This is a genomic window from Bradyrhizobium sp. 23AC, assembly GCF_054863025.1.
The window spans coordinates 12,966-38,012 of sequence record NZ_JAVAYN010000026.1 but is presented as its reverse complement, the minus strand read 5'-3'; the positions used below and the strand labels follow the sequence as shown (position 1 = coordinate 38,012).

Below are 25,047 nucleotides of genomic sequence, written 5' to 3'. Positions count from 1 at the left end.
CCCGGATCTGCGCGCGCTTTAGGCGCGCTTGTCCGGGATGACGTGTTGAGGGAGTTGGGCGCACCAACACCCTCCGCCGCCTACCGCGTCCTGACGATCTGCAGCAGATCGTCGCCGTAATGTTCGAGCTTCTTGTCGCCGATGCCGGGCACGTTGCGCAGTTCGTCGAGTGTCGTCGGCCAGGCCCGGACGATACCGTCGATGGTGGCATCGTGCAGCACCACATAGGCCGGCACGCCGCGCTCGCGCGCGACCTCCGAGCGCCATGAGCGCAGCCGCGCGCCCAGTTCGGGATCGACATCGCCTTCCGGCGCGCTGGTCGCAGGCGCAAGGTCGCCGCGGCGGGATTTGCCGCGGCTCGCGCGAATGCGCGTGCCGGGCGCTTCCTCGCGCAGCCACACTTCGGTCTCACCGCGCAGCACGCCGCGCGCGGTCTCGGTCAGCTTCAGCGCACCAAACGCTTCGCTGTCGCTCTGCAAATGGCCCATCGCCACCAATTGCCGCAGCACCGTTCGCCACTGCTTTTCGTTGAGCTCGCGCCCGATGCCGAACACGGACAATTTGTCGTGGCCGAACTGCGTGACCTTCTCGGTCAGGCGTCCGATCAGCACATCGATCAGGTGCATCGCGCCGAAACGTTGCCCGGTGCGATAGATGCAGGACAACAGCTTCTGCGCCAGCACCTTGCCGTCGCGCATCTTCGGCGGCGTCAGGCAATTGTCGCAATTGCCGCAGCTCTCGCCCATCACGATCTCGCCAAAATAGGCGAGCAGCCGACGGCGCCGGCAGTGTGGCGTTTCGGCAAGGCCGACCAGCGCATCGAGCTTGCCGATCGAGACCCGCTTGAATTCGTCGGAGGCGCTGGATTCGTCGATCATGCGGCGCTGCTGCACGATGTCGGAGAGCCCATAGGCCATCCAGGCCGCCGACGGCTTGCCGTCGCGGCCGGCGCGGCCGGTCTCCTGGTAATAGGCCTCGATGCTCTTGGGCAGGTCGAGATGGGCGACGAAGCGCACATCGGGCTTGTCGATGCCCATGCCGAACGCGACGGTCGCGACGATGACGATGCCGTCCTCGTTGAGGAAGCGGTCCTGGTTGCGCGAGCGCACCTGGCTGTCGAGCCCGGCGTGATAGGGCAGCGCGGCAATACCGGCCTCGTCGAGCGCGGCGGCGACCTCCTCGACGCGGTTGCGGGACAGGCAATAGACCACGCCGGCGTCCCCGGCATGGCGCTCCCGGATGAACTCCTTCAGCTGCGACACCGCACTGCGCTTGTCGACGATCTCGTAGCGGATGTTGGGCCGGTCGAAGCTGGAGACGAATTGCGGCGAGTCGGTGAGCTGAAGCCGCGCCACGATCTCCTTGCGCGTCAACTCGTCGGCGGTCGCGGTCAGCGCGATGCGCGGTACGTCGGGGAAGCGCTCGGCGATGATGGAGAGGCCGACATATTCGGGACGGAAGTCATGGCCCCATTGCGAGACGCAGTGGGCCTCGTCAATCGCGAACAGCGCCACCTTCGCCTGCGCCAGCAGCGACAGGCAGCGCGGCGTCACCAGGCGTTCCGGCGCGACATAGAGCAGATCGAGATCGCCCGCGAGCAGGCGCCGCTCGATGTCGGAAGCCTCCTGCAGCGTCAGCGACGAGTTCAACGCGGCGGCATTGACGCCGGCCTCGAGCAGGCCGGCAACCTGGTCGCGCATCAGGGCGATCAACGGCGACACCACGATGCCGCAGCCTTCGCGCAGCAGGGACGGCAGCTGGTAGCACAGCGACTTGCCGCCGCCGGTCGGCATCAGCACCAGGCAATTGCCGCCGTCGGTGACGTGCCGGATGATCTCGCCCTGCGAACCGCGAAAGCCCGGCAGGCCGAATACCGAATGCAGCACCGACAGCGCGTCGCGGCCGTTGGCCGGCGCAGGTCGCGGGGCGGTGGAAGGGGCTGACATGAGAGGGCTGGAACCAGGGCCGTGAGATTCGTCACAAGGCCAGTCGCATGCTGGCGCGGGCGTGGCAAGTCCATCTTCTCCCGCTTGCCGGAGGCGGTAGGGGAATCGCAGCTGGAGACGATTTCACCTGTGGCCATCCTTCGAGACGCCCGCCGTTGGCGGGCCCTCAGGATGAGGACCGGGTGTGCGGCACTCGTTTCAACGAGCGACGATGCTGCTTAGCCTCATCCTGAGGAGACCACGAAGCGGTCGTCTCGAAGGACGAGGCGCGCGCTCAGTGCGCGCAAAGCGTCATAGGGGATTGCCCTCCCGTAAGGGGAGAAGGAAGAAAGCAAGCTACGCCCCGATCCTGCGCAGCGCCTCTGCGACCGTCACGATCGGCATGTTGCGCTGTCCGGCGGCTTCCAGCGCATGACGCATCAGATCGGGGGTGCAGCCATAGGGGCTGGGCGCGTCCGCGACGTCATGGCCATAGAAGATGAGCCATCCGCCGCTCGCCACCGCCTCGTCGAAATAGCGATCGACGCCCGCCCTGTCGATCTCGCAATTGACCAAAGGCGACGCACGCAGGAACTGGAGATCGATGACGTCGCTGTTAACGCCGGGAAGGATGCCGCGCGCAGAACGGAAAGCCCTGGCGAGCTGCGGCTTGCGCCAGACCGAGGCAATCCCATAGGGATAGGCGAAGTTCTCCAGATTGATCGAGGAATCGATACTGCGAAAATAAGTGCGGTTCCGCTCGATCTCGCGAGCCATCGCGGCCTCGTCGAGCTTGGCCGAGCTCTGGTGCGAGAAGGTGTGGCAGGCAATCTCGTGACCGGCGCGGTGAAGCCGCACGATCGCGTCATCCGACAGGCCGTGCCAATGGTCCGACGGCTGGCCGATCAGGCTGCCGGCGAGATAGAACGTACCGCGGCCGCCATGCTGTTCCAGGAGCGCCGCGCCCTCGCCTGCAGCGCTATCCGGGGCATCGTCGAAGGTGAAGCTCACCATGGGCGCATGCGCGGGCAGCCGGTGCGGCGCGGCGCGGAAATGCCGGGCCAGCCGATTGCTCACGCGTCCCTGGAGTGCCGACCACACGACTGCGTTTCCCGTGATTCCGTATGCCTGTACTGAAACATTCGCGCGCTGGTCGAGGCAAGCCTAACGCCTGGGTAATCCTAACGCGGAACCAACATCCTTCGGCTAACGCGCAAGGACCGGCGCTTCGGTTTCCACACTGAGATATTGCAACCAATTGCGAAAAAGCACCGCGGCCGCGCTGCCGGCGCCGATATCGGCGCGCAAATCCAGCCCGGGCAATTCGTTGGTGAGCGCGGGATGGCGTTGGTGCGCCGCCTTCTTCTCGAAGCGGGCCAATTTGTCTTCCGTCGCTGCGTCAAAATAGCTCACGGGCAGGCGCGGATAGGTCTCGCGCTCCCGCGCAAGGTAGCGGCCGATGTCGCGCAGATATTCGCGCTGGAGCGACAGCGCGTCATATTCCGGATGCCCCTGGAAGAACACGAACCGGCTGGCATATTGGCGAACGAAAACGTCGACGCCGGCCTTCTCCGAGCGTGTCAGCACCTGATAACCGGCCTGCGCCAGGTCGCTCTCCGCGAGCTCGTTCAGGCGCGAATGCGACACCTTCAGCGGCGCCGGCGCGGTACGCGTCAGGGCATCGCTGGTCACGGCGTCGCAATCGAAGATGCCGTGGCATTTGGCCGGCAGCCGCCGTCGTTCGATGCCGTCGAGGTGCAGCACCGCCGCATGCGCGGCAAGGCACGACCAGATGGTCGATCGCGTGTTGGCCTTGGCCCAGTCAATGAGGTCGGTGAGGTCGCGCCAATAAGGCTCCTGGTCGAGCTCGGGCGCGACCGGCTCGGCGCCTGTCACGATCAGCCCGTCGAATTTCTGGCGCTTCAGATCGGAAAGGTCGGAATATTCGCTCTCGACATGCCACTTCGCCTCCGGCGAGCGCTTCACGCTCGGCAGCGAGAAGCAGTGGAAGCGGATGCGGCGCGGACCGGCCGCTGCCTGAAGCAGCTTCAAGAACTGACGCTCGGTCGCCTTCAGCGCCGGATCCGGCATGTTGTTGACGAGCCCGATCGTGAGTTCGGCGCCGTGATCTCGCGCGAGATCGCGCTCGGCCGGCACCAGCGCCGGGCTCGAGATAACTTGATCCCTGTCGATCAAGATCGTCATTGGCGAGACCGCCTACTCCGCGGCCTCGAGGCGCGCCGCCCGACAGGCCTTATCCAGCGCCTGGTCGATGTCCTCGATGATGTCGGAGACATGCTCGATGCCGATCGACAGACGGATCGTCTCCGGCAGCACGCCGGCTACGCGCTGCTGCTCTGCCGACATCTGCCGATGCGTGGTCGAGGCCGGATGGCAGGCCAGCGACTTGGCATCGCCGATATTGACGAGGCGCGTGATCAGCTTCAGCGCGTCATAGAAGGACTTGCCGGCCTCCATCCCGCCCTTGATGCCGAAGGTGAACAGCGAGGAGGCGTTGCCATCGAGATATTTCTGCACCAGCGGATAATACGGGCTGTCGGGAAAGCCGGTGTAATTGACCCAGGCGACGCGCGGGTCCTTGCGGAGGAATTCGGCGACCTTGCGGGCGTTCTCGACATGGCGCTCCATGCGCAGCGCCACGGTCTCGATGCCCTGCAGCAGCAGGAAGGCGTTGAACGGCGACAGCACCGAGCCCATGGTGCGCTGATAGACGCTGCGCGCGCGCTCGATATAGGCGGTGCGGCCGAAGCGCTCGGCATAGACGAGGCCGTGATAGGAGGCGTCGGGCTTGTTGTAGGCCGGGAAACGGTCGGCGTGCTTGGCCCAGGGGAAGTTCCCGGAATCGACGATGGCGCCGCCGAGCGTGGTGCCGTGGCCTCCGAGAAACTTTGTCAGCGAATGCACGGCGATGTCGGCGCCGTAGTCGAACGGCTTGAGCAGGATCGGGGTTGCGACGGTGTTGTCGACGATCAGCGGCACGCCATGCGCATGCGCGACCTTCGCCAGCGCCTCGATGTCGCAGACATTACCGGCGGGATTGCCGATGGTCTCGGCGAACACCGCGCGGGTGTTCTCGTCGATCAACTTCTCGACCGCCTCCGGCTTGTCGCTCTCGGCGAAGCGGCCGGTGATGCCCTGCCTCGGCAGGATGTGCGAGAGCAGCGAGTGCGTGGTGCCGTAAAGCTGCGGCATGGAAACGATGTTGCCGCCGTGATCGGCGACGTTGACGAAGGCGAAATGCAGCGCCGCCTGGCCGGTCGCGACCGCGAGCGCGCCGACACCGCCTTCGAGCTGGGCGATACGCTTCTCCAGTACGGCGCTGGTCGGATTGGCGATGCGGCTGTAGCGAAAACCCTCGGCCTCGAGATTGAAGAGCGCCGCGCCGTGATCGGCGCTGTCGAAGGCATAGGCCGCGGTCTGGTAGATCGGCACGGCGACCGCGTGCGTGGTCGCTTCGGGCTCGTAGCCGGCGTGAATAGCGATCGTCTCGTTGCGCATCGTGCCACCTCCGCGTGGGGCGGGCCGCACTTATTGGCCTGTATGAGGCATGTGCGTTGTCCGCCGCCCCCGTGTTAGAGGCGGGTGGTAAAGCGGACAATAATTCGCCTAGAGATCGAGGAAGTAACCCTAATGCTTGTCGGCGAATTGACCGAAATCCGGGTTAAAGCGGATTAACGAAGTGCGACCTGCACGGCAGTGGCGGCGCCATGCCTTCTCCTTGCGGAGAAGGTGGCGCCGCCAATGCGGCGAAAATCGTGGGCTAAACCATGCTCTCCCACAGCCGATGTGTGAGAACGCCGGCGCGCTTCTCGATCGCGGCGGCCGCGTCGAGCGCGAGGTCCTCGCGATAGCGCCCGGCAATGAGCTGCACGCCGATCGGCTTACCATCGTGCACGGCCACCGGCACCACGGCGCCGGGCAGGCCCAGCACGTTGATCGCGGAGATGAAGCGGATCTCGCCCCAGAAGATCTCGCGCACGCGCTCGGGGCTGACGGTATCCTCGCGCGGGCCCGGCGTCGGCTTCACCGTGGTCGGCGCCAGCACGACCGGATACTCCTCGAAGAACAATTGCCAGGCGCGGATGTGGCCGTTGCGCGCGGCGGTCGCCTGCATCCAGGCCTTGAGATCGAGCACATTGGCCTTGGCCTTCATGCCGCCCCAGGCCTTGTGGAAATCCTCAGAGGTGACTTTCAGCATGCCCGCCTCCTGCATCACCACGGTCTCGTTGGTGATGATGTCGCACCAGGTCTGCCAGACGCCGTTGATGTCGGGCACCTCGACCTCGCTGACGCGGTAGCCGGAACGTTCGAGATGGTCCGCGGCCCGGCGCAGCGCCGCGCGTACGGAGGGGTCGACCTCCATGTCCTCGGGGATCTTGGCCAGCGCCACCTTGATCGGCCCCTTCGGCCTCTCGCCGACCAGCGGCGCCGGCACCCACCAGGGATCGCGCGGATCGCGCCGGCTCATCACCTCGAGCGCAAGGCGAACGTCGCCGACGTGGCGCGCGAGCGGCCCCTGCGCCGACATCAGATGCGCCAGCATCGGCCGCTCGGCGGTTGCGCTTGCATTGAACGCGGGGATGCGTCCCTGCGTCGGCTTGATGGTGGCGACACCATTGCAATGCGCGGGCCAGCGCAGCGAGCCGCCGATGTCATTGCCATGGGCGATGGTGCCGATGCCGGCGGCGACCGCCGAACCCGCACCGCCCGACGAGCCGCCGCAGGTGATGTCTGGATCCCAGGGATTGAGCGTCAGCCCGTGCAGGGGATTGTCGGTAAAACCACGAAAGGAGAATTCCGGCGTGTTGGTGAGCCCGATGACGATCGCACCGGCCTTCTTCAGGTTGCGCACCACGGGCGCATCCGACGGCGCGACCAGGTCCTTGTTGGCGGGCACGCCGTTGAAGTTCGGCCGCCCCTCGTAATCGACGTTTTCCTTGATGGTGATGGGCACGCCGTGCAGGAGGCCGAGCTCGCCGCCCTTGGCGCGCTGCTTGTCCGCGGCATGCGCCGCCTTCAACGCCTCCTCCGAGAGATCGACGACGACGGCGTTCAGCTTCGGATTGACGGCGCGCATCCGTTCGATATGCGCCTCGACGGTTTCGACGGCGGAGATTGCGCCGGAGCGGATTGCAGCCGCGGTCTCCATCGCCGACCATTGCCAGGCCGGTCCCTTGGGGGGGCGCGATGAAGCAGGCTTGAGCTGCGCGGCCTTCTTGGCCTTCTTCGCCACGACGGCCTTGCGGCTTGCGCTGGACTTGCTGGAGGTTTTCGTCGGTTTCTTCGAAGCAGTCTTCTTCTTGGCAGTCTTCTTGGCCGTCTTCTTCGCCACGTCGCATCTCCTGAAATTGCGCCGAGGAAGTTACGGATGGCGAAAGGATGTGTACAGGTGCGTTTTCTGCATGGGCCAGCGGCGCGACGCGGCGAATTGTCCGCGATCGCGCCGCTTGCGCTATTCCGCGGGGCAGGCCGCGACGGCTGCCGGAGCGCGGTCGAGCCGCAGGCTCCACAGCGCGAGCACCAGACCGACAGCGGTGATGCCGGCTGCGACCAGAGGCAGCGCCGAGAGGCCGAGCCCGCGATCGATGGCGACGCCACCCGCCCAGGCGCCGAGCGCGTTACCGAGATTGAACGCGGCGATGTTGAGGCTGGAGGCGAGCGTCCGGCCGCTGGGGCCGGCCGCTTCCAGCACGCGAAGCTGGAGCGGGGCGACGGTCGCAAAGGCCGCGATGCCCAGCAGCAGGATCAGCACGATCGCCGGGATCTTGACCGACAGCACGGCGGCAAGGCCAAGCAGCACGATGGCGAGCGCGGCGAGCGTTCCGATCAATGCGCCGGCGAGGCCCCGGTCGGCGAGCTTGCCGCCGGCAACGTTGCCGATCGCGAGCCCGACGCCGAACACCAGCAGGATCGGCGACACCGCTGCTTCCGAAAAACCGGTGAAGCGCGTCAGGATCGGCTGGATGTAAGTGAAGACGACGAACAGGCCGGCAAAGCCGAATACGGTCATGGCAAGGCCGAGCAGCACCTGCGGGCGGCCGAGCACCGATACTTCCTCGGCAAGCGAGACCGGCTTGTCGCCGTTGCCGACATGGCCGGGCACGAGAGCTGCGACCACGGCAAAGGCGATCACGCCGATGACCGTCACGGCCCAGAACGCCGCGCGCCAGCCGAGCATCAGGCCGAACCAGGCGCCGAAGGGCACGCCCAGCAGCGTCGCGACCGTGAGGCCGATGAACATGGTGGAAATCGCGGAGGCCCGCTTGTCCTCGGCGACGAGGCTCGTCGCCACCACCGACCCGACGCCGAAGAAAGTGCCATGGGCAAGCGAGGTCAGCACGCGCGCGGCCATCAGCAATTCGTAATTCGGCGCCAGCGCACAGGCGGCATTGCCGAGCGTGAAGATCGCCATCAGCGCGAGCAGCACGGTTTTGCGCGGCATCCGCCGCGTCGCCAGCGTAAGGATGGGCGCACCGACGAACACGCCGAGCGCATAACCGGAGATGAGCAAGCCCGCGACCGGCACCGAGACGTGCATGTCGGCGGCGACCTGCAGCAAGAGGCCCATGATGATGAATTCGGTGGTGCCGATGCCGAAGGCACCGGCGGTGAGCGCGAGGACGGCGGGAGGCATGCGTAGCTCCAATGGATGAGACGAGCCACGCAGATAGCCGTGCCCGTGCAAAACCATTAGAATGTCCGCAATCCAATCATTTGTGATGTGAATTCAACATGGCCCGCTTCGACACCAACCGATCCGCCGAGATGGAGGTCTTCGTCCGTGTCGTCGATCTCGGCGGGTTCACCCAGGCCGCGCGAAAGCTGCGCCTGACGCCGTCTGGCGTGAGCAAGCTGATGTCGCGGCTGGAGGCCCGGCTCGGCTCGCGCCTCGTCAACCGCACCACGCGCAAGCTGACACTGACGGAGGAAGGCCAGGCGTTCTACCAGCGGGCCGTGCGGATCCTCGCAGAGATGGAGGAGGCCGAACGCGAGGCGGCCTCCGGCGCGGCGCCGCGCGGCCGCCTCACCGTGAACAGCAACATCCCGTTCGGCATGCTTCATCTGATGCCGCTGATCCCGCGCTTCCTGGAACAGCATCCCGACGTCACGCTCGATCTCGTGCTGACGGACACGACGATCGACCTGATGCAGGAGCGCGCCGACGTTGCTATCCGGGTCGGCCCGTTGCGCGCATCGCGACTCGTCGCACGAAAACTCGGCACCAGCCGCATGGTCGTGGTCGGCACGCCCGACTATCTCGCCCGTTGCGGCACGCCGAAGACGCCGGCAGATCTTGCCGCGCACCGCGGCATCGGCTGGACCTTTCCGCGCATCCGCGGCGGCTGGCCGTTCAAGCGCGGCGACCGCACCGAGGAAGCCGTACCGCCGCCGGTCGCGCGCGCCAGCGACGGCGAAGCCGCCCGCCGCCTTTGCCTCGGCGGCGTCGGCCTCGCCCGTCTCGCCCTCTTCCACATCGGCCCCGACATCGAATCCGGCCGCCTCGTGCCGGTGCTGCAAAACTACAATCCCGGCGACCGCGAAGACATCCACGCCGTCTATGTCGGCCACACCGCCCCCCTGCCCGCGCGCGTCCGCGCGTTCATCGACTTTCTCGCCGAGCACGTGCGGGTGAGCGATCCCGCGCTGAAGCGGGCGGCGGATGGGAGGTGGAAGGTGGTGGGGTGAGGCGTGATGGCAGAGAGAGCGTCAGTCAAGCCAGACTGATGCGATCGTGTTCCGCGTGGCTGGACCGTTGAGGACACGCCGCCGGCGCTTGCGCGAGGGTGCCGAAACCGCGAAAGTCCTAACCGTTTCAGAACTTGTCAGGGGAATTCCACACAAATGCAGTTCGATGACGTCATCCTCGGTCGCCGGAGCATCCGCGGCTACAAACCCGATCCGGTACCCAAGGAGCTGATTGCGGAAATCATTGGTTTGGCGATGCGCGCTCCGTCGTCGATGAACACCCAGCCCTGGAATTTCTATGTCATCACCGGCGAACCGCTGGATCGGATCCGCGCCGGCAACACCGAACGGATGGTGGCGGGCATCCCGCAGTCGCGCGAGTTCCGCACGGGCCAGGCCTTTGCAGGCAAGCACCGTGACAGGCAGGTCGGCGTCGCCAAGCAATTATTCTCCGCAATGGGAATCGAGCGCGACAACACGGAAAAACGCCAGGACTGGGTGCTGCGCGGCTTCCGCCAGTTCGACGCGCCCGTCTGCGTGATCATCACCTATGATCGCGTGCTTGACGGTAGCGACGATACGCCCTTCGACTGCGGCGCCGTGGCGACCGCCCTGGTCAATGCCGCGTGGTCCCGCGGGCTCGGCGCCGTGATCAACAGCCAGGGCATCATGCAATCCCCCGTGGTGCGCGAGCACGCGGGCATAGCCGACGATCAGGTCATCATGAAAAGCATCGCGCTGGGCTGGCCGGATGAAACTTTTCCGGCGAATGCGGTGGTGTCGGAGCGGAAGTCCGTCGAGGAAGCGACGGTGTTCGTCGGGTTCGAGACGTAGCGGCGTGCGGTCGGAAGGGCTGGAGGCACAGCAGTGATCCGCGCCATGGTCCGACGTGTACTCGTGCTGGCGGCGGCTTGCACTGCCTTGACGCCGGTCATTTGCCTTGGCGAAAGCAGCAAGCCGTTGCCAGCCAAGGCAACGAGGGAACTACCCGCTGAGCTGCTCTCGCTGCTCGAACAGAAGAAGATGCCGAAATATTCACCTATCGTCGTGCGCCTGTTCAAGGAGGAGGCCGAGCTCGAGGTCTGGAAGCAGGACGCGACCGGCCGTTTCCAGATCCTCAAGACCTATCCGATATGTCGGTGGTCGGGCGATCTCGGGCCGAAATTGTACGAGGGCGACCGACAGGCTCCGGAAGGGTTCTATACGATTACACCTGAGCTGATGAATCCCAACTCCAACTTCCATCTTTCGATCAACCTCGGCTTCCCCAACACGTTCGACAAGGCGAACAAGCGCAACGGCAGCTTCCTCATGATCCACGGCGACTGCTGGTCGAGCGGTTGCTATGCCATGACCGACGAACAAATAAGCGAAATCTATTCGCTGGCGCGCGACTCATTCCTCGGCGGCCGGCCGTCGTTCCAGGTCCAGGCCTATCCGTTCCGCCTGACGCCGGCAAACCTGGCGCGGCATCGAAATAGTCCCAACCTGGCCTTCTGGAAAATGCTCAAGATCGGCAACGATCATTTCGAGACGACGCGACTCGAACCAAGGGTGGATGTGTGCGACCGCCGCTATGTGTTCGATGCGCAACCTCCGGCGAATTCGCCGTCGCCTCCAGTGTTCAACCCTGCCGAAAAATGTCCCCCCTTCGTCGTCAACCCGGACATCGCGCGGCGGGCGCTGGAGAAGAGGCGCTCCGACGAGCTCGAATACGCGCGATTGCTTGAAGACAATTTGCCGGCTGCCCCGATATACAGCGGACTGGACGGCGGAATGAACAAGGCATTCCTCACACAATTTCCGGGCAGAGTGACGCTTGCGAAGGTCATGCCGTATGCATCCTACCTGCCGCAATTGCCACCGATCCCCTGGATCGAGAATGACGGCTCGTTGACGAGCAGATGGTTTGGCAGCTCGTTGGACAAGCCGCCGGAGTGTAATCCGACGCGTGTCGGCTTCCCGTCAGGTCGGTGCTGAACGCTCGTGCGGCGTCCGCGGTGGATCATCAAGGAGGATGGCATCGGCATTCCGTCCAGGGAATGCTGGCGGCGTCGGAGCGGAGACCTTGAAAAAAAGTTCGTCCCGGCTTGCTGAACCAAAGCAAACGGCAACGAGTCCGCCTCCGCCCCGCGGGCTTCGGCGCGACAGCCTTGCGCAAACTTTGTTTGCGAAGGCTGGCGGAGAGAGTGTCAGTCAACTCGCATTGAAAAATAAGGCATTTTCGATCGTTAGAGAACAAAACCTACCGGTTGAGCTACGGCTGCCGTCCAAGCAAAGTCTTGATGCCGGCCAAACCGATGCGCAGGAACGGGTCCGAGTGGATGTAGAAATATTTAACGCCGCGTTCGAGCCAGAACGGTAACTCGTCAGATGTCACGAGCGTCCCGGCGATCCTGCCAGCCGCGCGGATCTTCCGAACCGCAAAATCGACTCGCTCCGTGACGGCCTGAGGCCTCGGCTGTCCGAAAGGCGGAGCCGGAGGATGGCCCATGTTCTGGGAGAGGTCGCCAGGCCCGATGAAGAAGACGTCAATGCCCTCCACTGCAAGCAGTGACTCGATGTCGTCAATCGCCTTGGGCGTCTCGATCATGGCAATGACGAGCCGCTTCTCGTGGTCGGCCGGACATGCGTAGCGGACCGCGTCGACAATGGCGCGGGCCTGCTCCGCGGTATCGACCATCGGCACCATCAGGCCGTCGGCGCCGGCATTGAGATAGCGGATCAGGACGGGACGCTCGTGCGAGTGCGGTCGAACGATCGCCGCACCAGCAGCGCCGCGGATCGCCTGCGCGGTGATACGCACGTCCTCAAAGCTCCAGGTGCCGTGCTCGCAATCGACGAAGATCGCATCCGCACCGAGTTCGACCAGGCGGACCGCCAGTCCAGATGACGCATGATGCGGCGTGAGCATCGTGATCGCCTCGCCTTTGGCAAGGCGTTCGCGTAATTTGGCTCCGTTCATGGGAGATCCTTTCAGTTCAACTCTTCTTGTCGCCGAGACCTTCGGGCGCGCCGACCCACCGCGCCGTCTCGATGTCGGCCGACGTATCGCGCAGGAAGGTCGGGCAGATGTGCAGTTCGGGAATCACGGCGCCCTTCTGCAAGCTGGCGCAGAGCAGCACCGCGCGCGCGACGTCGTGGGGATTGAGCATCAGCGCCCGCTCGCCCTCGAGCGGCGGCCGGGCGCGATTGTCCATGATCGGGGTGTCGGTCTCGCCGGGCAGAATGGTCGTCGCGCGGATACCCTGGTTCCTGTAGGTGTTGTGCAGGAAGGTCATGAGATTCTTCACGCCAGCCTTGGCCGCGCCATAGGCCGCGCCACCGAGCAGGTTCGGATTGACGACGGCGAGCGAGGACACCGTGATGATCGTGCCTTCCTTCTTCCCGAGCATGTCCTCCAGCACCGCCTGGGTCAGGTTGAAGACCCCGGTGAGATTGACGTTCACCGTGGCGTTCCACTCGGTCTCGCTGAGGAAGCGCGCGTTCAGCACCTTGCTGGCACTGCCGGCATTGTTGACTAGGATGTCGATGACGCCAACGTTGCGCTTGGCCCAGGCCACCGTCTCCAGGATCGCCTCGCGCGACGCCACATCCAGCACATGGGCGACGGCCTTGCCGCCGGCCTTCTCAATCAGAGTGACGACATCGCGCAGCGGATCGATCCGGCGCCCGGTCAGAACGACCGTTGCGCCCTCCTGTGCCAACAGGATCGCGGCCTCACGCCCGATCCCGGTTCCGGCACCGGTGACGAGGGCGATCTTTCTATCGAGCAGACCCATGATGTTCCTATTCGGCTGCGGTCGCCGCCATGCTTGAGCGCTGATAGTCGTAAATCTGCCTCGCCGCCGCAGGCGTGATCAAGCCTTCGGCGAGGTCGAGCTCAATCGCCGCCGCCGCGCGCTCGGCGGTCCGTCCCCATCCGCCGCCGCCCGGCGTCTCGACCTCCAGGCGATCGCCTGTCCTGAGCACCACCTTGCCCTTGGGAAATTGCGGCTCGCCGTTTCTGTACACCTTGCCGGCGCTGCCGGACTTGCCGCCGACCACACCGAAACAGGGATGGCGCACGCGCTCCGAGGCCAGATAGATGTTCATCGGATTACGCCCGAGATTGCGCAGCACGACCCGCTGGCCGAGGCCGCCACGATTCTTGCCGGCACCACCGGAGTCCGGAATCAGTTCCTTGCACTCGGTCAACGCGGGCACCGCGATCTCGAACATCTCGATCGCCGTGACCTTGCAATTCGACGGGAAGCTGAGCGTATCCAGGCCGTCGAATTCGGCGCGTGCGCCCTGCCCGCCGTGAAAGTTCTGCACCGAACCATATTGCGAACCATCGTCACGCCGTCCGACGCAATTGGCGGCCCAGATCGGTGCGCCGCCGCTGTCGCCCATCACCTTGCCGGGCACCACGCCTTCGAGCGCCTTGAAGATCAGCGATGGGATAACATGCCCGATCAAGTTACGCGAATTACCCGCCGTCCACTCCTCGGGATTGAGGATCGAGCCGAGCGGCGCCTCGTCCGTGATCGGCGTGATACAACCCTCATTGTTCGGTGTATCCGGGTCGAGCAGGCATTTCAGCGCATAGACCGAATGGGCGTAGCGATAATTGGTACGGCAATTGATCGAGTGAAGAATTTGCTCGGACGTTCCGGTGTAGTCGACGTGAATGGACTCGTCGCGAACGATCACGGCCGCCTTGAGCGTGACATCGGTGTCGTAGCCGTCGAGCAGAACCTCGGCGCGATAGGTGCCGTTCGGCCATTGCCGGATCGCGCCGCGGGTCTGCGCTTCGGAGCGGGTGTGGATGGCATCGGCCAGCCCGTCGATGCCGTCGAGATCATACTCGTCGAGAAACTTGACCAGTTCGCGGCCCATTACGTTGTTGGCCGCGACCATGGATTCGAGATCGCCCATCACCTCGGTGGGAAGGCGAACGGAAGCGGCAATGATATCGAGCACGTCCTGGTTGGGAACGCCGGCCTTGTGCAGCTTCACGATCGGAAAGCGAATGCCTTCCTCGAAAATGTCGCTGGCCTCTGAGTGCAGGGGTGCGCCGCCGATGTCGGGCAGATGCGCAATCGAGCCGGCATAAGCCACGACCTTGCCGTTCTTGAAGATCGGCGTGATCATCGTCACGTCTGGCAGATGGCCGGTGCCGATCTCCGGATCGTTGGTGGCGAGCACGTCGCCTTCCTGCAGCATTTCGGCCGGAAATTTCGGCAGGAAGTATTTTTGCGCGGCCACCGGAAGGGAGGTGATGAACACCGGGATCGACCAGGTGCACTGCGCCAGCGCGCGGCCACGGCTGTCGAGCAGCACCGTGACATAGTCGTGGTTCTCGCGCACGATCGGCGAAAACGCGGTGCGGCCGAGCACGATGTCGGCCTGGTCGGCGATGAAGATCAATCGGTTCCACATCACCTGCAGATTGATGGGATCGTTGAAATCGGCAGCATTCACGGACATGAGGCGTCGTCCTTAGGCGATGTTGATCACGAGATTACCGTTGATGTCGACATGCGCCGTACCGCTCGGGCCGACGACGGCAGTCGATTCTCGCTGTTCGACGATGGCAGGTCCCTGGATCGCCGCGTCCGCGGGCAGCTTGTAGTGATCGTAAACCGGCGTTTCGACGAAGCCGCCGCGCTCGCTGAAATAGACCGCGCGCGTGCCTTTCTTCGCCTCGGCAGCATGGCGCGTGTGCGGCCGGGTCACCTGATCCTTCTCGCCACTGGAGCGCAGGCGCCAGGTGATCACCTCGACCGACGAGCCCGCGACGGTGCGGCCGAACAGTTCGCGATAGAGCTTGTAGAAATTGCCGAGCAGCTCCTCGAAGAACTTATCGCGCGGCAGGCTGCGATCGGGCAACGCTACCGTTATCTCGTGGCCCTGACCGACATGGCGCATGTCGACCGTATAGCTGTTCACAATCGTCTCCGGTGCGACGCCGGCAGCACGGACGACTTCCGCACCTTGCGCGGAGAGATCGCCGAGCAGGCGATCCATCGTCTCGAAATCCCAATTGTCGACCTGCATCGGGAAGCTCGCGGAGAGATCGACCGCGACCGGCGCAATCAACAGGCCGATCGCCGACGTCACGCCGGCGCCGGTCGGGCAGATGATACGCTTGATGCCGAGCTTGCGCGCGATGCCATAAGCATGCACGGGGCCGGCGCCGCCGAAGGCGACCATCGGCAGGCTGCGCGGATCGACGCCAAGATCGGTCGCATGCACCGCGGCCGCCTTGCTCATGGATTCATTGACGAGATCGTGGATGCCGAAGGCGCAGCGAGGTACGCTGACGTCGAGCGATGCTGCGAGCTTCGTCATCGCCGTAAGCGCGGCATCCTTCGACACCTTGAACGAGCCGCCGACGAAGGATTCGGTACCCATATAGCCAAGAAGAATGTCGGCATCGGTCACGGTCGGTTCGGTGCCGCCGCGCTGATACGCGGCCGGCCCTGGCAGCGCGCCTGCCGAACGCGGGCCGACGTCGAGCAGGCCGAGCGGATTCTTGGCCGCGATCGAGCCGCCACCGGCGCCGATCTCGATCATGCGGATCGACTGGATCTTCAGCGGAAAGCCTGAGCCCTTGCGGAAGCGATGATAGTGCGCGACTTCGAGGTCGGTGCCGACCGTCGGCTCACCGTTCGGGATCAGACACAGCTTTGCGGTGGTGCCGCCCATGTCGAATGACAGTACGCTGCCTTCGCCAGCGATGCGGCCGAACTCGGCGGCGGCGACGGCGCCGGCGGCCGGACCCGATTCGATCAGGCGCACCGGCAACTCCGCGGCGCGGCTGCTCGGCACGAGGCCGCCCGACGAGGTCATCCAGAGCACCTGGCGATTGATGCCCTTGGCCGCGAATTCGCGTTCAAGATGGGCGACATGGCCGGACATCTGCGGCCGCGTATAGGCGTTCACGACGGTGGTCGAGGCGCGGTCGAACTCGCGGACCTCCGGGCAGACCTCCGAGGACAGCGACACGAAGATACCGGGATGCTCTTCGCGGAGCAGCGCGGCGATGCGCTGTTCATGGCCAGGGTATTTGTAGGCGTGCAGCAGACAAACGGCGACGGACGTGATGCCCTCCTCGCGCAACCGGCCAGCGATCTCGCGGACCGTGTCCTCCTCCAGCGCGGTGATGACCTCACCGTCAGCCGACATCCGCTCGACCGCGCCAAAGCTGTTGGCCCGCGTCACGAGCGGGTCGGGATATTTCAAGTTCAGATCGTAGAGATCGTAACGTCCCTCATTACGAATCCGCAGCATGTCCTGGAAACCGGCGGTCGAGATGAAGCCGGTCTTAACGCCCTTGCGCTCCAGCACCGCATTGGTGACGACGGTGGTCGCGCCGAGCACCTGAAGATGATCGAGATCGACGACGTCGCCGAATTCCGCCAGCAGTTCGGACACGCCGCGAACCACGGCCTCGGCTGGGTTGGCCGGCGTGCTCAGGACCTTGTGGAGATGCAGTTCGCCCTTGTCGTCGAGCAGCGCGAAATCGGTAAAGGTGCCACCGGTATCGAATGCGAGCTTGGCCATCTGTTTCCTCGGAGCGATTGTCTTCGAGGGTAGGAAATGCGCCTCCACGCGACCACCATAACTCCGGTCTGCCGCCATAGGTTTTGTTTATGGCCTGACGAAACCGGCACGCAGCGCCAACATAAAATCGCGAAAACAAATGCACAGTAGAACGGCCGAGGCCGCCAGCCGTGTTGCTCAGACCGCCCGGATACCCTGCGGGTGGCTGCGCATCAGCTTCTCGACGACGGTCAGAAGCACCGAGCGCGTGGCGAGCGCGGGCTCCGACAGTGGCAGATGATCGGAAACGCACAGCGAGACGGTCGCCTCGATGGCGGGGCGCACGAGCCGCCGCACCTCGACACCGGCAAAACTCGACGCGCTGGCGGCGGCGACCGAGGCCGGCAGGATGGTCGAGCCGAGCCCTTCGGTCACGGCCGCGCCGAGTGCAGAGACGGATTCGATCTCGGAGGCGACGTTCGGCGTCACCCGCGCCCGCGCCAGCGATTCGTCGATCAGGCGGCGCAGGAAATGCCCCTGGCTCGGCAGCAGCAGCTTGACGTCGGCCAGCGCCGACAGCGGCAGCGGCTCGTCGGTCGGCTTCTTCGCAGGCGTCTCGGCGCGCGAGACGAGATAGAGTTCCTCGCGAAACAAAGGCTGCAGCTTGACGCCCTTGATCGGACCGGAGCCGTAGATCATGGCCATGTCCATCTTGCCGGTCATGATCAGCTCGCTCAGCACGTGACCGAAGCTGTCGTTGATGTGGACGATGATCTGCGGATGCAGCGTCGACATCTCTTTCAAGATCGGCAGCGACAGCGTGCTCGACGCCGAATAGGTCGCCAAGCCAATCGACACCCGCCCGGCCAACGCCTTGGTCGATTGGTCGATGTCGATCTGCGCCTGCTCGATCTGTTTCAGCAGCAATTGCGCATGGCGATAGAGGATCAGTCCGGCTTCGGTCGGGACGATGCCGTGGTTGCTGCGCAACAGCAGCTTGTGCTTGAAGTGGCTCTCCAGCGCCGCGATCTGCTGGGAGAGCGCCGGTTGCGCCGTGCGCAACAGGCCGGCGGCGCGCGAGACGCTGCCGGCATCGACCACCTTGACGAAGCTCTTCAGCTTCCTGAAATCGACGCTCATGAGGATCGAATGCTGCTCTGGAAATGCGCTCCTGGCCGGCACTATCCCTTATCTAGCCCGTTGATTTCAATCGGTTTCTCAGCGCAGAGCCCGGCAGGCCTGCTCGATGCGGTCGCAGGCGTCCTTGATCGCCACCATCGAGGTCGCAATCGACAGGCGGAAATACGGCGAAAGCCCGTAAGCCGCGCCCTGCACGGCGGCGACGCCGACGCCGTCGAGCAGATACAGCACAAAGTCGAGATCGTTCTCGATCACCTTGCCCTCAGGCGTGGTCTTGCCGATCACACCGGCGCAGCCGGGATAGAGGTAGAAGGCGCCGTCAGGCACCAGGCACGACAGGCCCGGGATCGCATTCAGGCGCGCACAGGCATAGTCGCGGCGCTCCTTGTAGAGCTTGACGCTGTCGCGCACGAAGGACTGGTCGCTGATCAGCGCGTGGGCCGCGGCAGCCTGGCTGATCGACGACGGGCAGGACGACATCTGCGATTGCAGCTTGTTGATAGCCGAAACCAACGCTGCTGGCCCTGCGGCATAGCCGATCCGCCATCCGGTCATGGCGTAGGTCTTGGACACGCCGTTGGTGAGCAGGATGCGATCCTTCAAGGCCGGCACCGCGGCGGCAAGCGTCGTCGCCGGCTCGTCGCGATACCAGATCTGGTCGTAGATGTCGTCCGAGAGCACGAGCACGTTGGGATGGCGCAGCAGCACGGCACCGAGCGCCTCGAGGTCGCTGCGCGAATAGGCCGCGCCGGTCGGGTTCGACGGCGCATTGAGGACCAGCCAGCGCGTCTTCGGCGTGATCGCAGCCTCCAGCGCTTCCGGCGTCAGCTTGAAGCCCTGGTTCTCCGAGCAGCGGACGATCACGGGCTTGCCGTCATTGGCGATGACCATGTCGGGATAGGACACCCAATAGGGCGCGGGAATGATGACTTCGGCCCCCTCCTCCACGCTCGCCATCAGCGCGAGGAACAGGATCTGCTTGGCGCCGCCGCCGACGCAGATCTCGTTGTCGGCATAGTCCAGACCAAGGCGCCGCTTGTAGTCGGCAATAATACCCTTGCGCAGCGCCACGGTGCCGTTGACGGCGGTATATTTGGTTTCACCGCGATCGATCGCCGCATGCGCGGCCGCCTTGACGTCATCAGGCGTGTCGAAGTCGGGTTCGCCGATCGCCATATCGACGATGTCGCGGCCGGCGGCCTTCAGCTCGCGCACCCGCGCGGAGGCCGCCGTGGTCGGAGATATCTTGATGCGCGAGACGCGCGCGGCCGGCACGAAGATTGTCACTGTGGTCATCCCTGTGTTGTCTGCGCCCGCCAAGCGGGCGCCTCTCTCAATGTTCGACGTCGGTCTCACCGCGCATGCGGCCGGTAAGGAAGAGCTCGCCGAGCTCGTCATGAGTAATGTCGGCGGGCCGGCCGTCCCAGATCACCTTGCCGAGCCGCAGGATGACGGCGCGCTGGGCGACCTGCATGGCCTTCTTGGTGTTCTGCTCGACCAGCAGAATGGTCTGGCCGGCCGCGTTGATGCGCGAGAGCTCCTCGAACACGATGCCGATTGCGGTCGGCGACAATCCTACCGAGGGTTCGTCGACGAGCAGGATCTTTGGCCGCTGCAGCACCGCCATCGCGACCTCCAACAATTGCTGCTCGCCGCCGGACATGTTGCCCGCCAGCGTGTTGCGCCGCGTCTTCAGGATTGGGAAGAGATCGTAGACATAGTCGCGCTCCGCCTTCACCATGCTGTCGCGCAGCGTGTAGGCGGCCATTTGCAGATTCTCGTCGACTGTCATGACCGGAAAATTGCAGCGTCCCTGCGGTACCCACGAAATACCTTCTGCCAGGATCGCGCGCGACTTCAGCCCGCTGATGTCCTTGCCCTGCCAGTTGATGCTGCCGCCCTTGACGGTGGTCATGCCATAGAGCGTCTTGAGCAGCGTCGACTTGCCGGCGCCGTTCGGGCCCATCAGCGCGACAAACTGGCCCTGCGGCACGTCGAGATCGACGCCGTTGAGGATATCGAGCGAGCCGTAGCCCGCGCGCAGGCCCTTGATCGAGAGAGAGGGTTCAGCCACCGAGATAGGCCTCCCGCACCGCCTGGTTCTGGACGATCTCGTCCGGTGTTCCCTCCGCGAGCTTGCGGCCCTGGTCGAGCACGACCACGCGCTTGCAGAGACTTGTGACAACATCGATGTTGTGCTCGATGACCAGGAAGCTGACGCCAAACGAAGTGTTGGCAAGACGAATGCTATCGACCACACGCTCGATCAGTTTTGGATTGATGCCGGCCATGGGCTCGTCGAGCAGGATGAGCTTCGGCTCCGGCATCAGCATCGAAGCGAACTGGATCAGCTTTTGCTGTCCGCCGGAGAGTTTTCCCGCAGGCTGGAAGCGCACATCCCAAAGACCGGCGATCTTGATCAGCTCGCGGGCCCGCTCTCGCAGGGCCGCGACGCGATTGCGCGCGGCGGCGCCGATGCCGAAGGTCGACCAGATCCCGGGAAAGGTGAACATCTGGCCGGCGATGACGAGGTTCTCCTCGATATCGAGCGCCGAAAACACCACCGTCTTCTGGAACGAGCGCAGCATGCGCCCTTCGCGTGCGATATCGTTCAGCGACCAACCCGTGATGTCCTGACCGTCGAGCTTGACCGCCCCTGCGCTTGGCTTGGCAAGCCCGGTGACGCAGTCGAAGAAGGTGGATTTTCCGGAGCCGTTAGGCCCGATCAGCCCGCAGATCTCGCCACGATTGACGTGCAGGTCGATCCCGTCGACCGCGCGCACGGCGCCGTAGGATTTGCAGAGGCCGGAAATGTCGAGGATCGGCAGCCCGCTCATTTGCGCCTCTCGAGGAATGACCAGAAGCGACCGATCAACGGCGCGAACCCGTTCGGGAAGTAGAACACGAGGGCGAGCAGGAAGAAGCCGTAGGCAATCATGCGCAGCTCCGGCGCGACGCGCAGCGCCTCGGTGAGGCCAACGAACAGCAGGCTGCCGAAGATGACGCCCGAGATGGTCCCCGCGCCGCCGCCGAGCACGATGATCAGCATCGTCGTCGAATAGTACATCTGGAAGGTCAGCGGGCTGACCACCGTGAGGTAATGCGCATAGAGGCTACCGCCGAGCCCGGCGAAGATCGCGCTGATCATGAACACGACCAGCTTGTAGTGCAAGGTGGGTATCCCTACGGATTCGGCCAGCGTCTCGTTCTCGCGGATGGCGATCATGTTGCGGCCGGCCGGTGAGCGCACGATCAGGTAGACCGCAAGTGTCGCCAGCGCCGCGACGACGAGCACCAGGTAGTAGAATCCGACGGTGCCGGAGACCGTGAACGAGGCCGGCCCCAGCGCGAAGTAGGGTTTTGGCACCGCCGCCAGCCCCATGTCGCCGCGCGTCAGGCTGATCCAGTTTTTCGCGATCGCCTGGCCGATGATGACGAAGCCGAGCGTGCACATGACGAACGAGGTCGAACGCAGCCGCAGCGCGGGAATGCCGAGCGGCAGCGCGATCGCGCCGGTGACAAGCCCGGCGGCGAGGAAGTTCAGGTAGAACGGCGTGCCGAAATGCACCGCCAGCAGCGCCGAGGCATAGGCGCCGATGCCGAAGAACGCCGCCTGCGCTAGCGACAACAGCCCCGTGTAGCCGAGCAGCAGGTTGAGGCCATGCGCCGGTAGCAGGAAGATCAGCGCGATGATGATCGCGTGCAGCGGATAGTTGCCGAGGAACAGCGGCGCGGCGCAGGCCAGCGCTGCAAGCGCGAGTCCAAACGGCAGGCGCAGATCCGGTCTCGTCGCAGCTTTGCGTTCGGCTGGTGTCACGGTCTGGTCTCGGACGATCTCGGTCAAGGTGTCACATCCCTGCGATCAGAAGCGCGCCTGCGCGGAGAACAGCCCATGCGGACGCCACATCAGCACCAGCATCAGGGTCGCAAACCCCACGGTGTCGCGGAACTGCAGCCCGACATAGGTCGCAACCAGGCTCTCCGCGATGCCCAGAATCATCGCCGCAACGAAGGTGCCGCGGACATTGCCGAGCCCGCCCATGATGATGATCGGCAGCGTCTTGAAGGTGATGAGCTCGCCCATGCCGCCATAGACGCTGACATTCACCGGCGCGGTGAGCACGCCTGATAACCCCGCAAGGCCGGCACCGAGGATGAACGTCCACAATGCGACGTGGCGGACGTCGATGCCGACCACCGCGCAGCACTCGATGTTCTGCGACACCGCACGCATCGCCTTGCCGATCCGACTGTAGGTCACCATCAGCTCGAGGCCGACGAACACGATGAGGCCGACGATGATGATCAGGATGCGCTGTTCGGCCAACGTGAAGCCGAACAGCGTCACCGGCTCGATGTAACCGCCCGAGAAGAATTTGTAGCTGCCGCCGAACACCAGGATCACCGTGTTCTGCAGGATCAGCGCGACACCGAGCGTCGCGAGCACGCCGGCCTCTGCCGGCGCGCCGACGATGCGCTGCATCACGATATTGCCGACGACGACGGCGATCACTGCCGTCGCTATCACGCCGATCACGACCGCCACCGGATAGGGTAGATCGAAATACTCGATCGCAAACCAGGCCCCGAAGGTACCGAGCATGTAGTATTCGCCGTGGGCGAAGTTGATGGCGCGCAGCACGCCGAAGATCATCGTCATGCCGACGGCAACGATCGCATAGACCGATCCGGATACGATGCCGTTAACGACCTGCTCGATGACCGTGTAGAACATGTGCGTGTCGCCCTATTTGGGATAGTCGATCTCGGCCGAATAGGCGCCCTTGATGGCCGGCTTGCCATTCTCGATTTCGAGCAGGATCATCGGCAAGCGCGCCTGATTGTGATCGTCGAAGGTGACATCGCCGACCGCGCTCGCATAGTGGATGCTGGAGAGCGCGGCGCGAACCTTCTCCCGATCGATGCTCTGCGCCTGCTCGATCGCCTTGGCCAGGAGGTGCACGGTCTCCCAATGCACATAGGCGTGGTTGTTCGGCGCTTCGCGGAACTCGGCGGTGAACTTCTCGACAAAGGCCTTGCTCTTTTCGGACTCGTAGGCCGGCAGCCAGGCCGCCGCCTCGATCGCGCCTTCGAGCGCCTTCGGCGCAGCCTTGATGGTCTTCTCGGTATTGAACTCGGCATTGCCGATCAGCGGGATCTTGCCGGCGATCCCGACCTCCATCATCTGCCGTCCCACGATCGGCGTGGAGTCGGCGTTGCCGTACATGATGATCGCCTGGGCGCCGGAATCGCGGATCTTGGAGAGCACGCTGCGGAAATCCACCTCGCCCTCCTTGTAGTAGTCTTCGGTCAGGATCTGGCTCTTGAAGCGCGGCAGATACTTCTTGGTGAACTCGATCGCCGCACGTCCATAGTCGCTGTCGACCGACAGCACGGCGTATTTGGTAAAGCCCTTCTTCTCGGCGGCATATTGCAGCACGATGAGAGCGCGGTTCTCGTCGGTCGGATAGTTGCGATAGGTCCATTTGAAGCCGCCGACGCCGGCCTTGTAGGTGATCTTCGGGTTCGACGATGCGGCATTGAGCAGAAGCACCCCGGCATCCTCGGCCACCGGCTGCATCGCCAATGTTACGGAACTCGAGACGTCGCCGATGATGAAGTCGACCTGGTCCTGGTCGATCAGCCGCTTGGTCGCCGAGACACCCTCAACCGGGGTGCCCTGGCTGTCACCGGGGAGGATATTGATCTTGCGTCCGCCGATACCACCGGCCGCCGTGATCTCCTTCGCCGCCATCTGGGCGCCGCGCAGCGAGAAAGCACCGTAGCGGGCATTCGGCCCGCTCATCGGCGCGACGAGACCGAGCTTGACGGTGCCGTCCTCGGTTCGAGCGAAGGCACCGGAAGAGATGGCCTGAACTCCGATCAGCGCCGTTCCAATGCAAAATCCCCGCCGGCTCAACTCGATCGTCATGTCCCTCTCCCGTGCTGTTGCAGATCGCCTTTGCCAACTCCGCCGCTTTTTTTGGCTCTTACCGTTGGAATTTTTGCTGCGGCTGACGGTAAAAAAATAGATTTACGTCACTCGTCGGGGGAAGCACGACTGCGGTCTGCCGCCATAGCGAATTCTTATGGCGGCGCTGCCTGCGCTCCGTCGGTTTGCCACGCTCGATATGCAAGTGGCGCGCGAGGGCGAACGCACTCGGCAGTTTCGGACGCACGGACCAGCCACCCTCGAGGTCCGGATTGCAAAAACCAGGGCCGATGATCGATGTGTGGCAGCGGCGCGACCTCGTAACAGTCGACGCGCACGGCTGCCCGCGTCGGCTCAGCCGTCATCGAACCAGCACGAGCGACACCCCGTGCGGGCAGCCGATGTGATGCCATCGGGCGCACGGTGTCGCGGAAAGTCGTAGTTTGGCGCGGAAAATCGTGCAAATGGCGGAGAGAGTGTCAGTCAATCCTCATTGAAGGATAAGGCATTTTTGAGCTTTCTAGACCCAAACCCACCACTTGAGCTACGGCCTGAAATGGGATTTCGCTGCCTGGTGCAGCAGCGAATCACCTGATTGCGCTCCAGATTGGTCGAAAGCAGTTGTGCAGAGGTCTGAACGCGCAATGGGGTTACCGCATGCGCTTCGTCCAACCACACAAGCTGGAACGAGCCGATCTCCGCCTTTGCCCGCGCGCGCATGTTTTGAAACGGTCACGACAGACGCGAGAAATTTTGTGTCCGTGAATTCAATGCGCCCAGCTTGACGTTTTCGCTGAAGAGGCGCTTGACCAC

Annotated in this window: 20 protein-coding genes; 3 read left to right on the top strand and 17 right to left on the bottom strand. The window is 64.2% G+C overall.

Annotated elements, in window-relative coordinates; translation table 11 throughout:
• Positions 1–80 precede the first annotated feature (80 nt).
• From recQ to RAD10_RS36920, 6 genes are all read right to left on the bottom strand, one after another.
• Positions 81–1,946, bottom strand: a complete 1,866-nt coding sequence (gene recQ, locus RAD10_RS36945; protein WP_461621308.1) for a DNA helicase RecQ — start codon at positions 1,944–1,946, stop codon at positions 81–83.
• Positions 1,947–2,282: 336 nt separating this feature from the next.
• Positions 2,283–3,026: a polysaccharide deacetylase family protein gene (locus RAD10_RS36940; protein WP_461621307.1), complete on the bottom strand. Its 744-nt coding sequence runs from the start codon at positions 3,024–3,026 to the stop codon at positions 2,283–2,285.
• A 105-nt stretch (positions 3,027–3,131) separates the two neighbouring features.
• Positions 3,132–4,130 carry a homoserine O-succinyltransferase MetA gene (gene metA / locus RAD10_RS36935; protein WP_461621306.1) on the bottom strand — a complete coding sequence of 333 codons (999 nt, stop codon included), beginning with the start codon at positions 4,128–4,130 and terminating at the stop codon, positions 3,132–3,134.
• A gap of 12 nt (positions 4,131–4,142) precedes the next feature.
• Positions 4,143–5,444 (bottom strand): O-acetylhomoserine aminocarboxypropyltransferase/cysteine synthase family protein, encoded by a 1,302-nt coding sequence (locus RAD10_RS36930; protein ID WP_461621305.1) that lies wholly within the window; start codon positions 5,442–5,444, stop codon positions 4,143–4,145.
• Between the two features lie 262 nt (positions 5,445–5,706).
• Positions 5,707–7,278, bottom strand: a complete 1,572-nt coding sequence (locus RAD10_RS36925; RefSeq protein WP_461621304.1) for an amidase family protein — start codon at positions 7,276–7,278, stop codon at positions 5,707–5,709.
• Between the two features lie 120 nt (positions 7,279–7,398).
• Positions 7,399–8,580, bottom strand: coding sequence for an MFS transporter (locus RAD10_RS36920; protein ID WP_461621303.1), 1,182 nt, complete (start codon positions 8,578–8,580; stop codon positions 7,399–7,401).
• 98 nt (positions 8,581–8,678) lie between these two features.
• On the opposite strand from RAD10_RS36920, the gene RAD10_RS36915 reads away from it, so the two are divergent.
• The 3 genes from RAD10_RS36915 to RAD10_RS36905 all read left to right on the top strand — a co-directional run bounded on the left by RAD10_RS36915 (position 8,679) and on the right by RAD10_RS36905 (position 11,612).
• On the top strand, positions 8,679–9,632 hold the full coding sequence (locus RAD10_RS36915) for a LysR family transcriptional regulator (RefSeq protein ID WP_461621302.1): 954 nt from the start codon (positions 8,679–8,681) through the stop codon (positions 9,630–9,632).
• A 156-nt stretch (positions 9,633–9,788) separates the two neighbouring features.
• Complete coding sequence (locus RAD10_RS36910) at positions 9,789–10,466, top strand: nitroreductase (RefSeq protein WP_038950243.1); 678 nt, start codon at positions 9,789–9,791, stop codon at positions 10,464–10,466.
• A 33-nt stretch (positions 10,467–10,499) separates the two neighbouring features.
• Complete coding sequence (locus RAD10_RS36905) at positions 10,500–11,612, top strand: L,D-transpeptidase family protein (protein ID WP_461621301.1); 1,113 nt, start codon at positions 10,500–10,502, stop codon at positions 11,610–11,612.
• 277 nt (positions 11,613–11,889) lie between these two features.
• Here the strand turns inward: RAD10_RS36905 and RAD10_RS36900 are convergent, their stop codons facing one another.
• The 11 genes from RAD10_RS36900 to RAD10_RS36850 all read right to left on the bottom strand — a co-directional run bounded on the left by RAD10_RS36900 (position 11,890) and on the right by RAD10_RS36850 (position 24,234).
• Positions 11,890–12,597, bottom strand: coding sequence for an HpcH/HpaI aldolase family protein (locus RAD10_RS36900; protein WP_461621300.1), 708 nt, complete (start codon positions 12,595–12,597; stop codon positions 11,890–11,892).
• A gap of 16 nt (positions 12,598–12,613) precedes the next feature.
• On the bottom strand, positions 12,614–13,414 hold the full coding sequence (locus RAD10_RS36895; protein WP_461621299.1) for an SDR family NAD(P)-dependent oxidoreductase: 801 nt from the start codon (positions 13,412–13,414) through the stop codon (positions 12,614–12,616).
• 7 nt (positions 13,415–13,421) lie between these two features.
• Positions 13,422–15,104: a hydantoinase B/oxoprolinase family protein gene (locus RAD10_RS36890; RefSeq protein ID WP_461621298.1), complete on the bottom strand. Its 1,683-nt coding sequence runs from the start codon at positions 15,102–15,104 to the stop codon at positions 13,422–13,424.
• Between the two features lie 12 nt (positions 15,105–15,116).
• Positions 15,117–17,183, bottom strand: a complete 2,067-nt coding sequence (locus tag RAD10_RS36885) for a hydantoinase/oxoprolinase family protein (RefSeq protein ID WP_461621297.1) — start codon at positions 17,181–17,183, stop codon at positions 15,117–15,119.
• A 177-nt stretch (positions 17,184–17,360) separates the two neighbouring features.
• Positions 17,361–18,302 carry a nitrogen assimilation transcriptional regulator NAC gene (gene nac, locus RAD10_RS36880; RefSeq protein ID WP_461621296.1) on the bottom strand — a complete coding sequence of 314 codons (942 nt, stop codon included), beginning with the start codon at positions 18,300–18,302 and terminating at the stop codon, positions 17,361–17,363.
• A gap of 78 nt (positions 18,303–18,380) precedes the next feature.
• The gene (locus RAD10_RS36875) at positions 18,381–19,589 is read right to left on the bottom strand and encodes an aspartate transaminase (protein ID WP_461621345.1); all 1,209 of its coding nucleotides are present in this window, start codon (positions 19,587–19,589) and stop codon (positions 18,381–18,383) included.
• A 46-nt stretch (positions 19,590–19,635) separates the two neighbouring features.
• The gene (locus RAD10_RS36870) at positions 19,636–20,376 is read right to left on the bottom strand and encodes a branched-chain amino acid ABC transporter ATP-binding protein (protein WP_461621295.1); all 741 of its coding nucleotides are present in this window, start codon (positions 20,374–20,376) and stop codon (positions 19,636–19,638) included.
• Positions 20,369–21,139, bottom strand: coding sequence for an ABC transporter ATP-binding protein (locus RAD10_RS36865; RefSeq protein ID WP_461621294.1), 771 nt, complete (start codon positions 21,137–21,139; stop codon positions 20,369–20,371). The genes RAD10_RS36870 and RAD10_RS36865 overlap by 8 nt, the downstream gene beginning before the upstream one ends.
• Positions 21,136–22,146 carry a branched-chain amino acid ABC transporter permease gene (locus RAD10_RS36860; RefSeq protein WP_461621293.1) on the bottom strand — a complete coding sequence of 337 codons (1,011 nt, stop codon included), beginning with the start codon at positions 22,144–22,146 and terminating at the stop codon, positions 21,136–21,138. Before RAD10_RS36860 ends, RAD10_RS36865 begins: the two co-directional genes overlap by 4 nt.
• An 18-nt stretch (positions 22,147–22,164) precedes the next feature.
• On the bottom strand, positions 22,165–23,037 hold the full coding sequence (locus tag RAD10_RS36855; RefSeq protein ID WP_461621292.1) for a branched-chain amino acid ABC transporter permease: 873 nt from the start codon (positions 23,035–23,037) through the stop codon (positions 22,165–22,167).
• Between the two features lie 12 nt (positions 23,038–23,049).
• Positions 23,050–24,234 carry an ABC transporter substrate-binding protein gene (locus tag RAD10_RS36850; protein WP_461621291.1) on the bottom strand — a complete coding sequence of 395 codons (1,185 nt, stop codon included), beginning with the start codon at positions 24,232–24,234 and terminating at the stop codon, positions 23,050–23,052.
• Between the last annotated feature and the right edge of the window lie 813 nt (positions 24,235–25,047).

Excerpts from the sequence above, each read along its gene's own strand:
- RAD10_RS36900 (WP_461621300.1), bottom strand. The coding sequence starts at position 12,597 with ATGAACGGAGCCAAATTACGCGAACGCCTTGCCAAAGGCGAGGCGATC.
- nac (WP_461621296.1), bottom strand. The coding sequence starts at position 18,302 with ATGAGCGTCGATTTCAGGAAGCTGAAGAGCTTCGTCAAGGTGGTCGAT.
- RAD10_RS36865 (WP_461621294.1), bottom strand. The coding sequence starts at position 21,139 with ATGAGCGGGCTGCCGATCCTCGACATTTCCGGCCTCTGCAAATCCTAC.
- RAD10_RS36915 (WP_461621302.1), top strand. The coding sequence starts at position 8,679 with ATGGCCCGCTTCGACACCAACCGATCCGCCGAGATGGAGGTCTTCGTC.
- metA (WP_461621306.1), bottom strand. The coding sequence starts at position 4,130 with ATGACGATCTTGATCGACAGGGATCAAGTTATCTCGAGCCCGGCGCTG.
- RAD10_RS36850 (WP_461621291.1), bottom strand. The coding sequence starts at position 24,234 with ATGACGATCGAGTTGAGCCGGCGGGGATTTTGCATTGGAACGGCGCTG.
- RAD10_RS36885 (WP_461621297.1), bottom strand. The coding sequence starts at position 17,183 with ATGGCCAAGCTCGCATTCGATACCGGTGGCACCTTTACCGATTTCGCG.
- RAD10_RS36855 (WP_461621292.1), bottom strand. The coding sequence starts at position 23,037 with ATGTTCTACACGGTCATCGAGCAGGTCGTTAACGGCATCGTATCCGGA.
- RAD10_RS36930 (WP_461621305.1), bottom strand. The coding sequence starts at position 5,444 with ATGCGCAACGAGACGATCGCTATTCACGCCGGCTACGAGCCCGAAGCG.
- RAD10_RS36920 (WP_461621303.1), bottom strand. The coding sequence starts at position 8,580 with ATGCCTCCCGCCGTCCTCGCGCTCACCGCCGGTGCCTTCGGCATCGGC.
- RAD10_RS36895 (WP_461621299.1), bottom strand. The coding sequence starts at position 13,414 with ATGGGTCTGCTCGATAGAAAGATCGCCCTCGTCACCGGTGCCGGAACC.
- RAD10_RS36890 (WP_461621298.1), bottom strand. The coding sequence starts at position 15,104 with ATGTCCGTGAATGCTGCCGATTTCAACGATCCCATCAATCTGCAGGTG.
- RAD10_RS36910 (WP_038950243.1), top strand. The coding sequence starts at position 9,789 with ATGCAGTTCGATGACGTCATCCTCGGTCGCCGGAGCATCCGCGGCTAC.
- recQ (WP_461621308.1), bottom strand. The coding sequence starts at position 1,946 with ATGTCAGCCCCTTCCACCGCCCCGCGACCTGCGCCGGCCAACGGCCGC.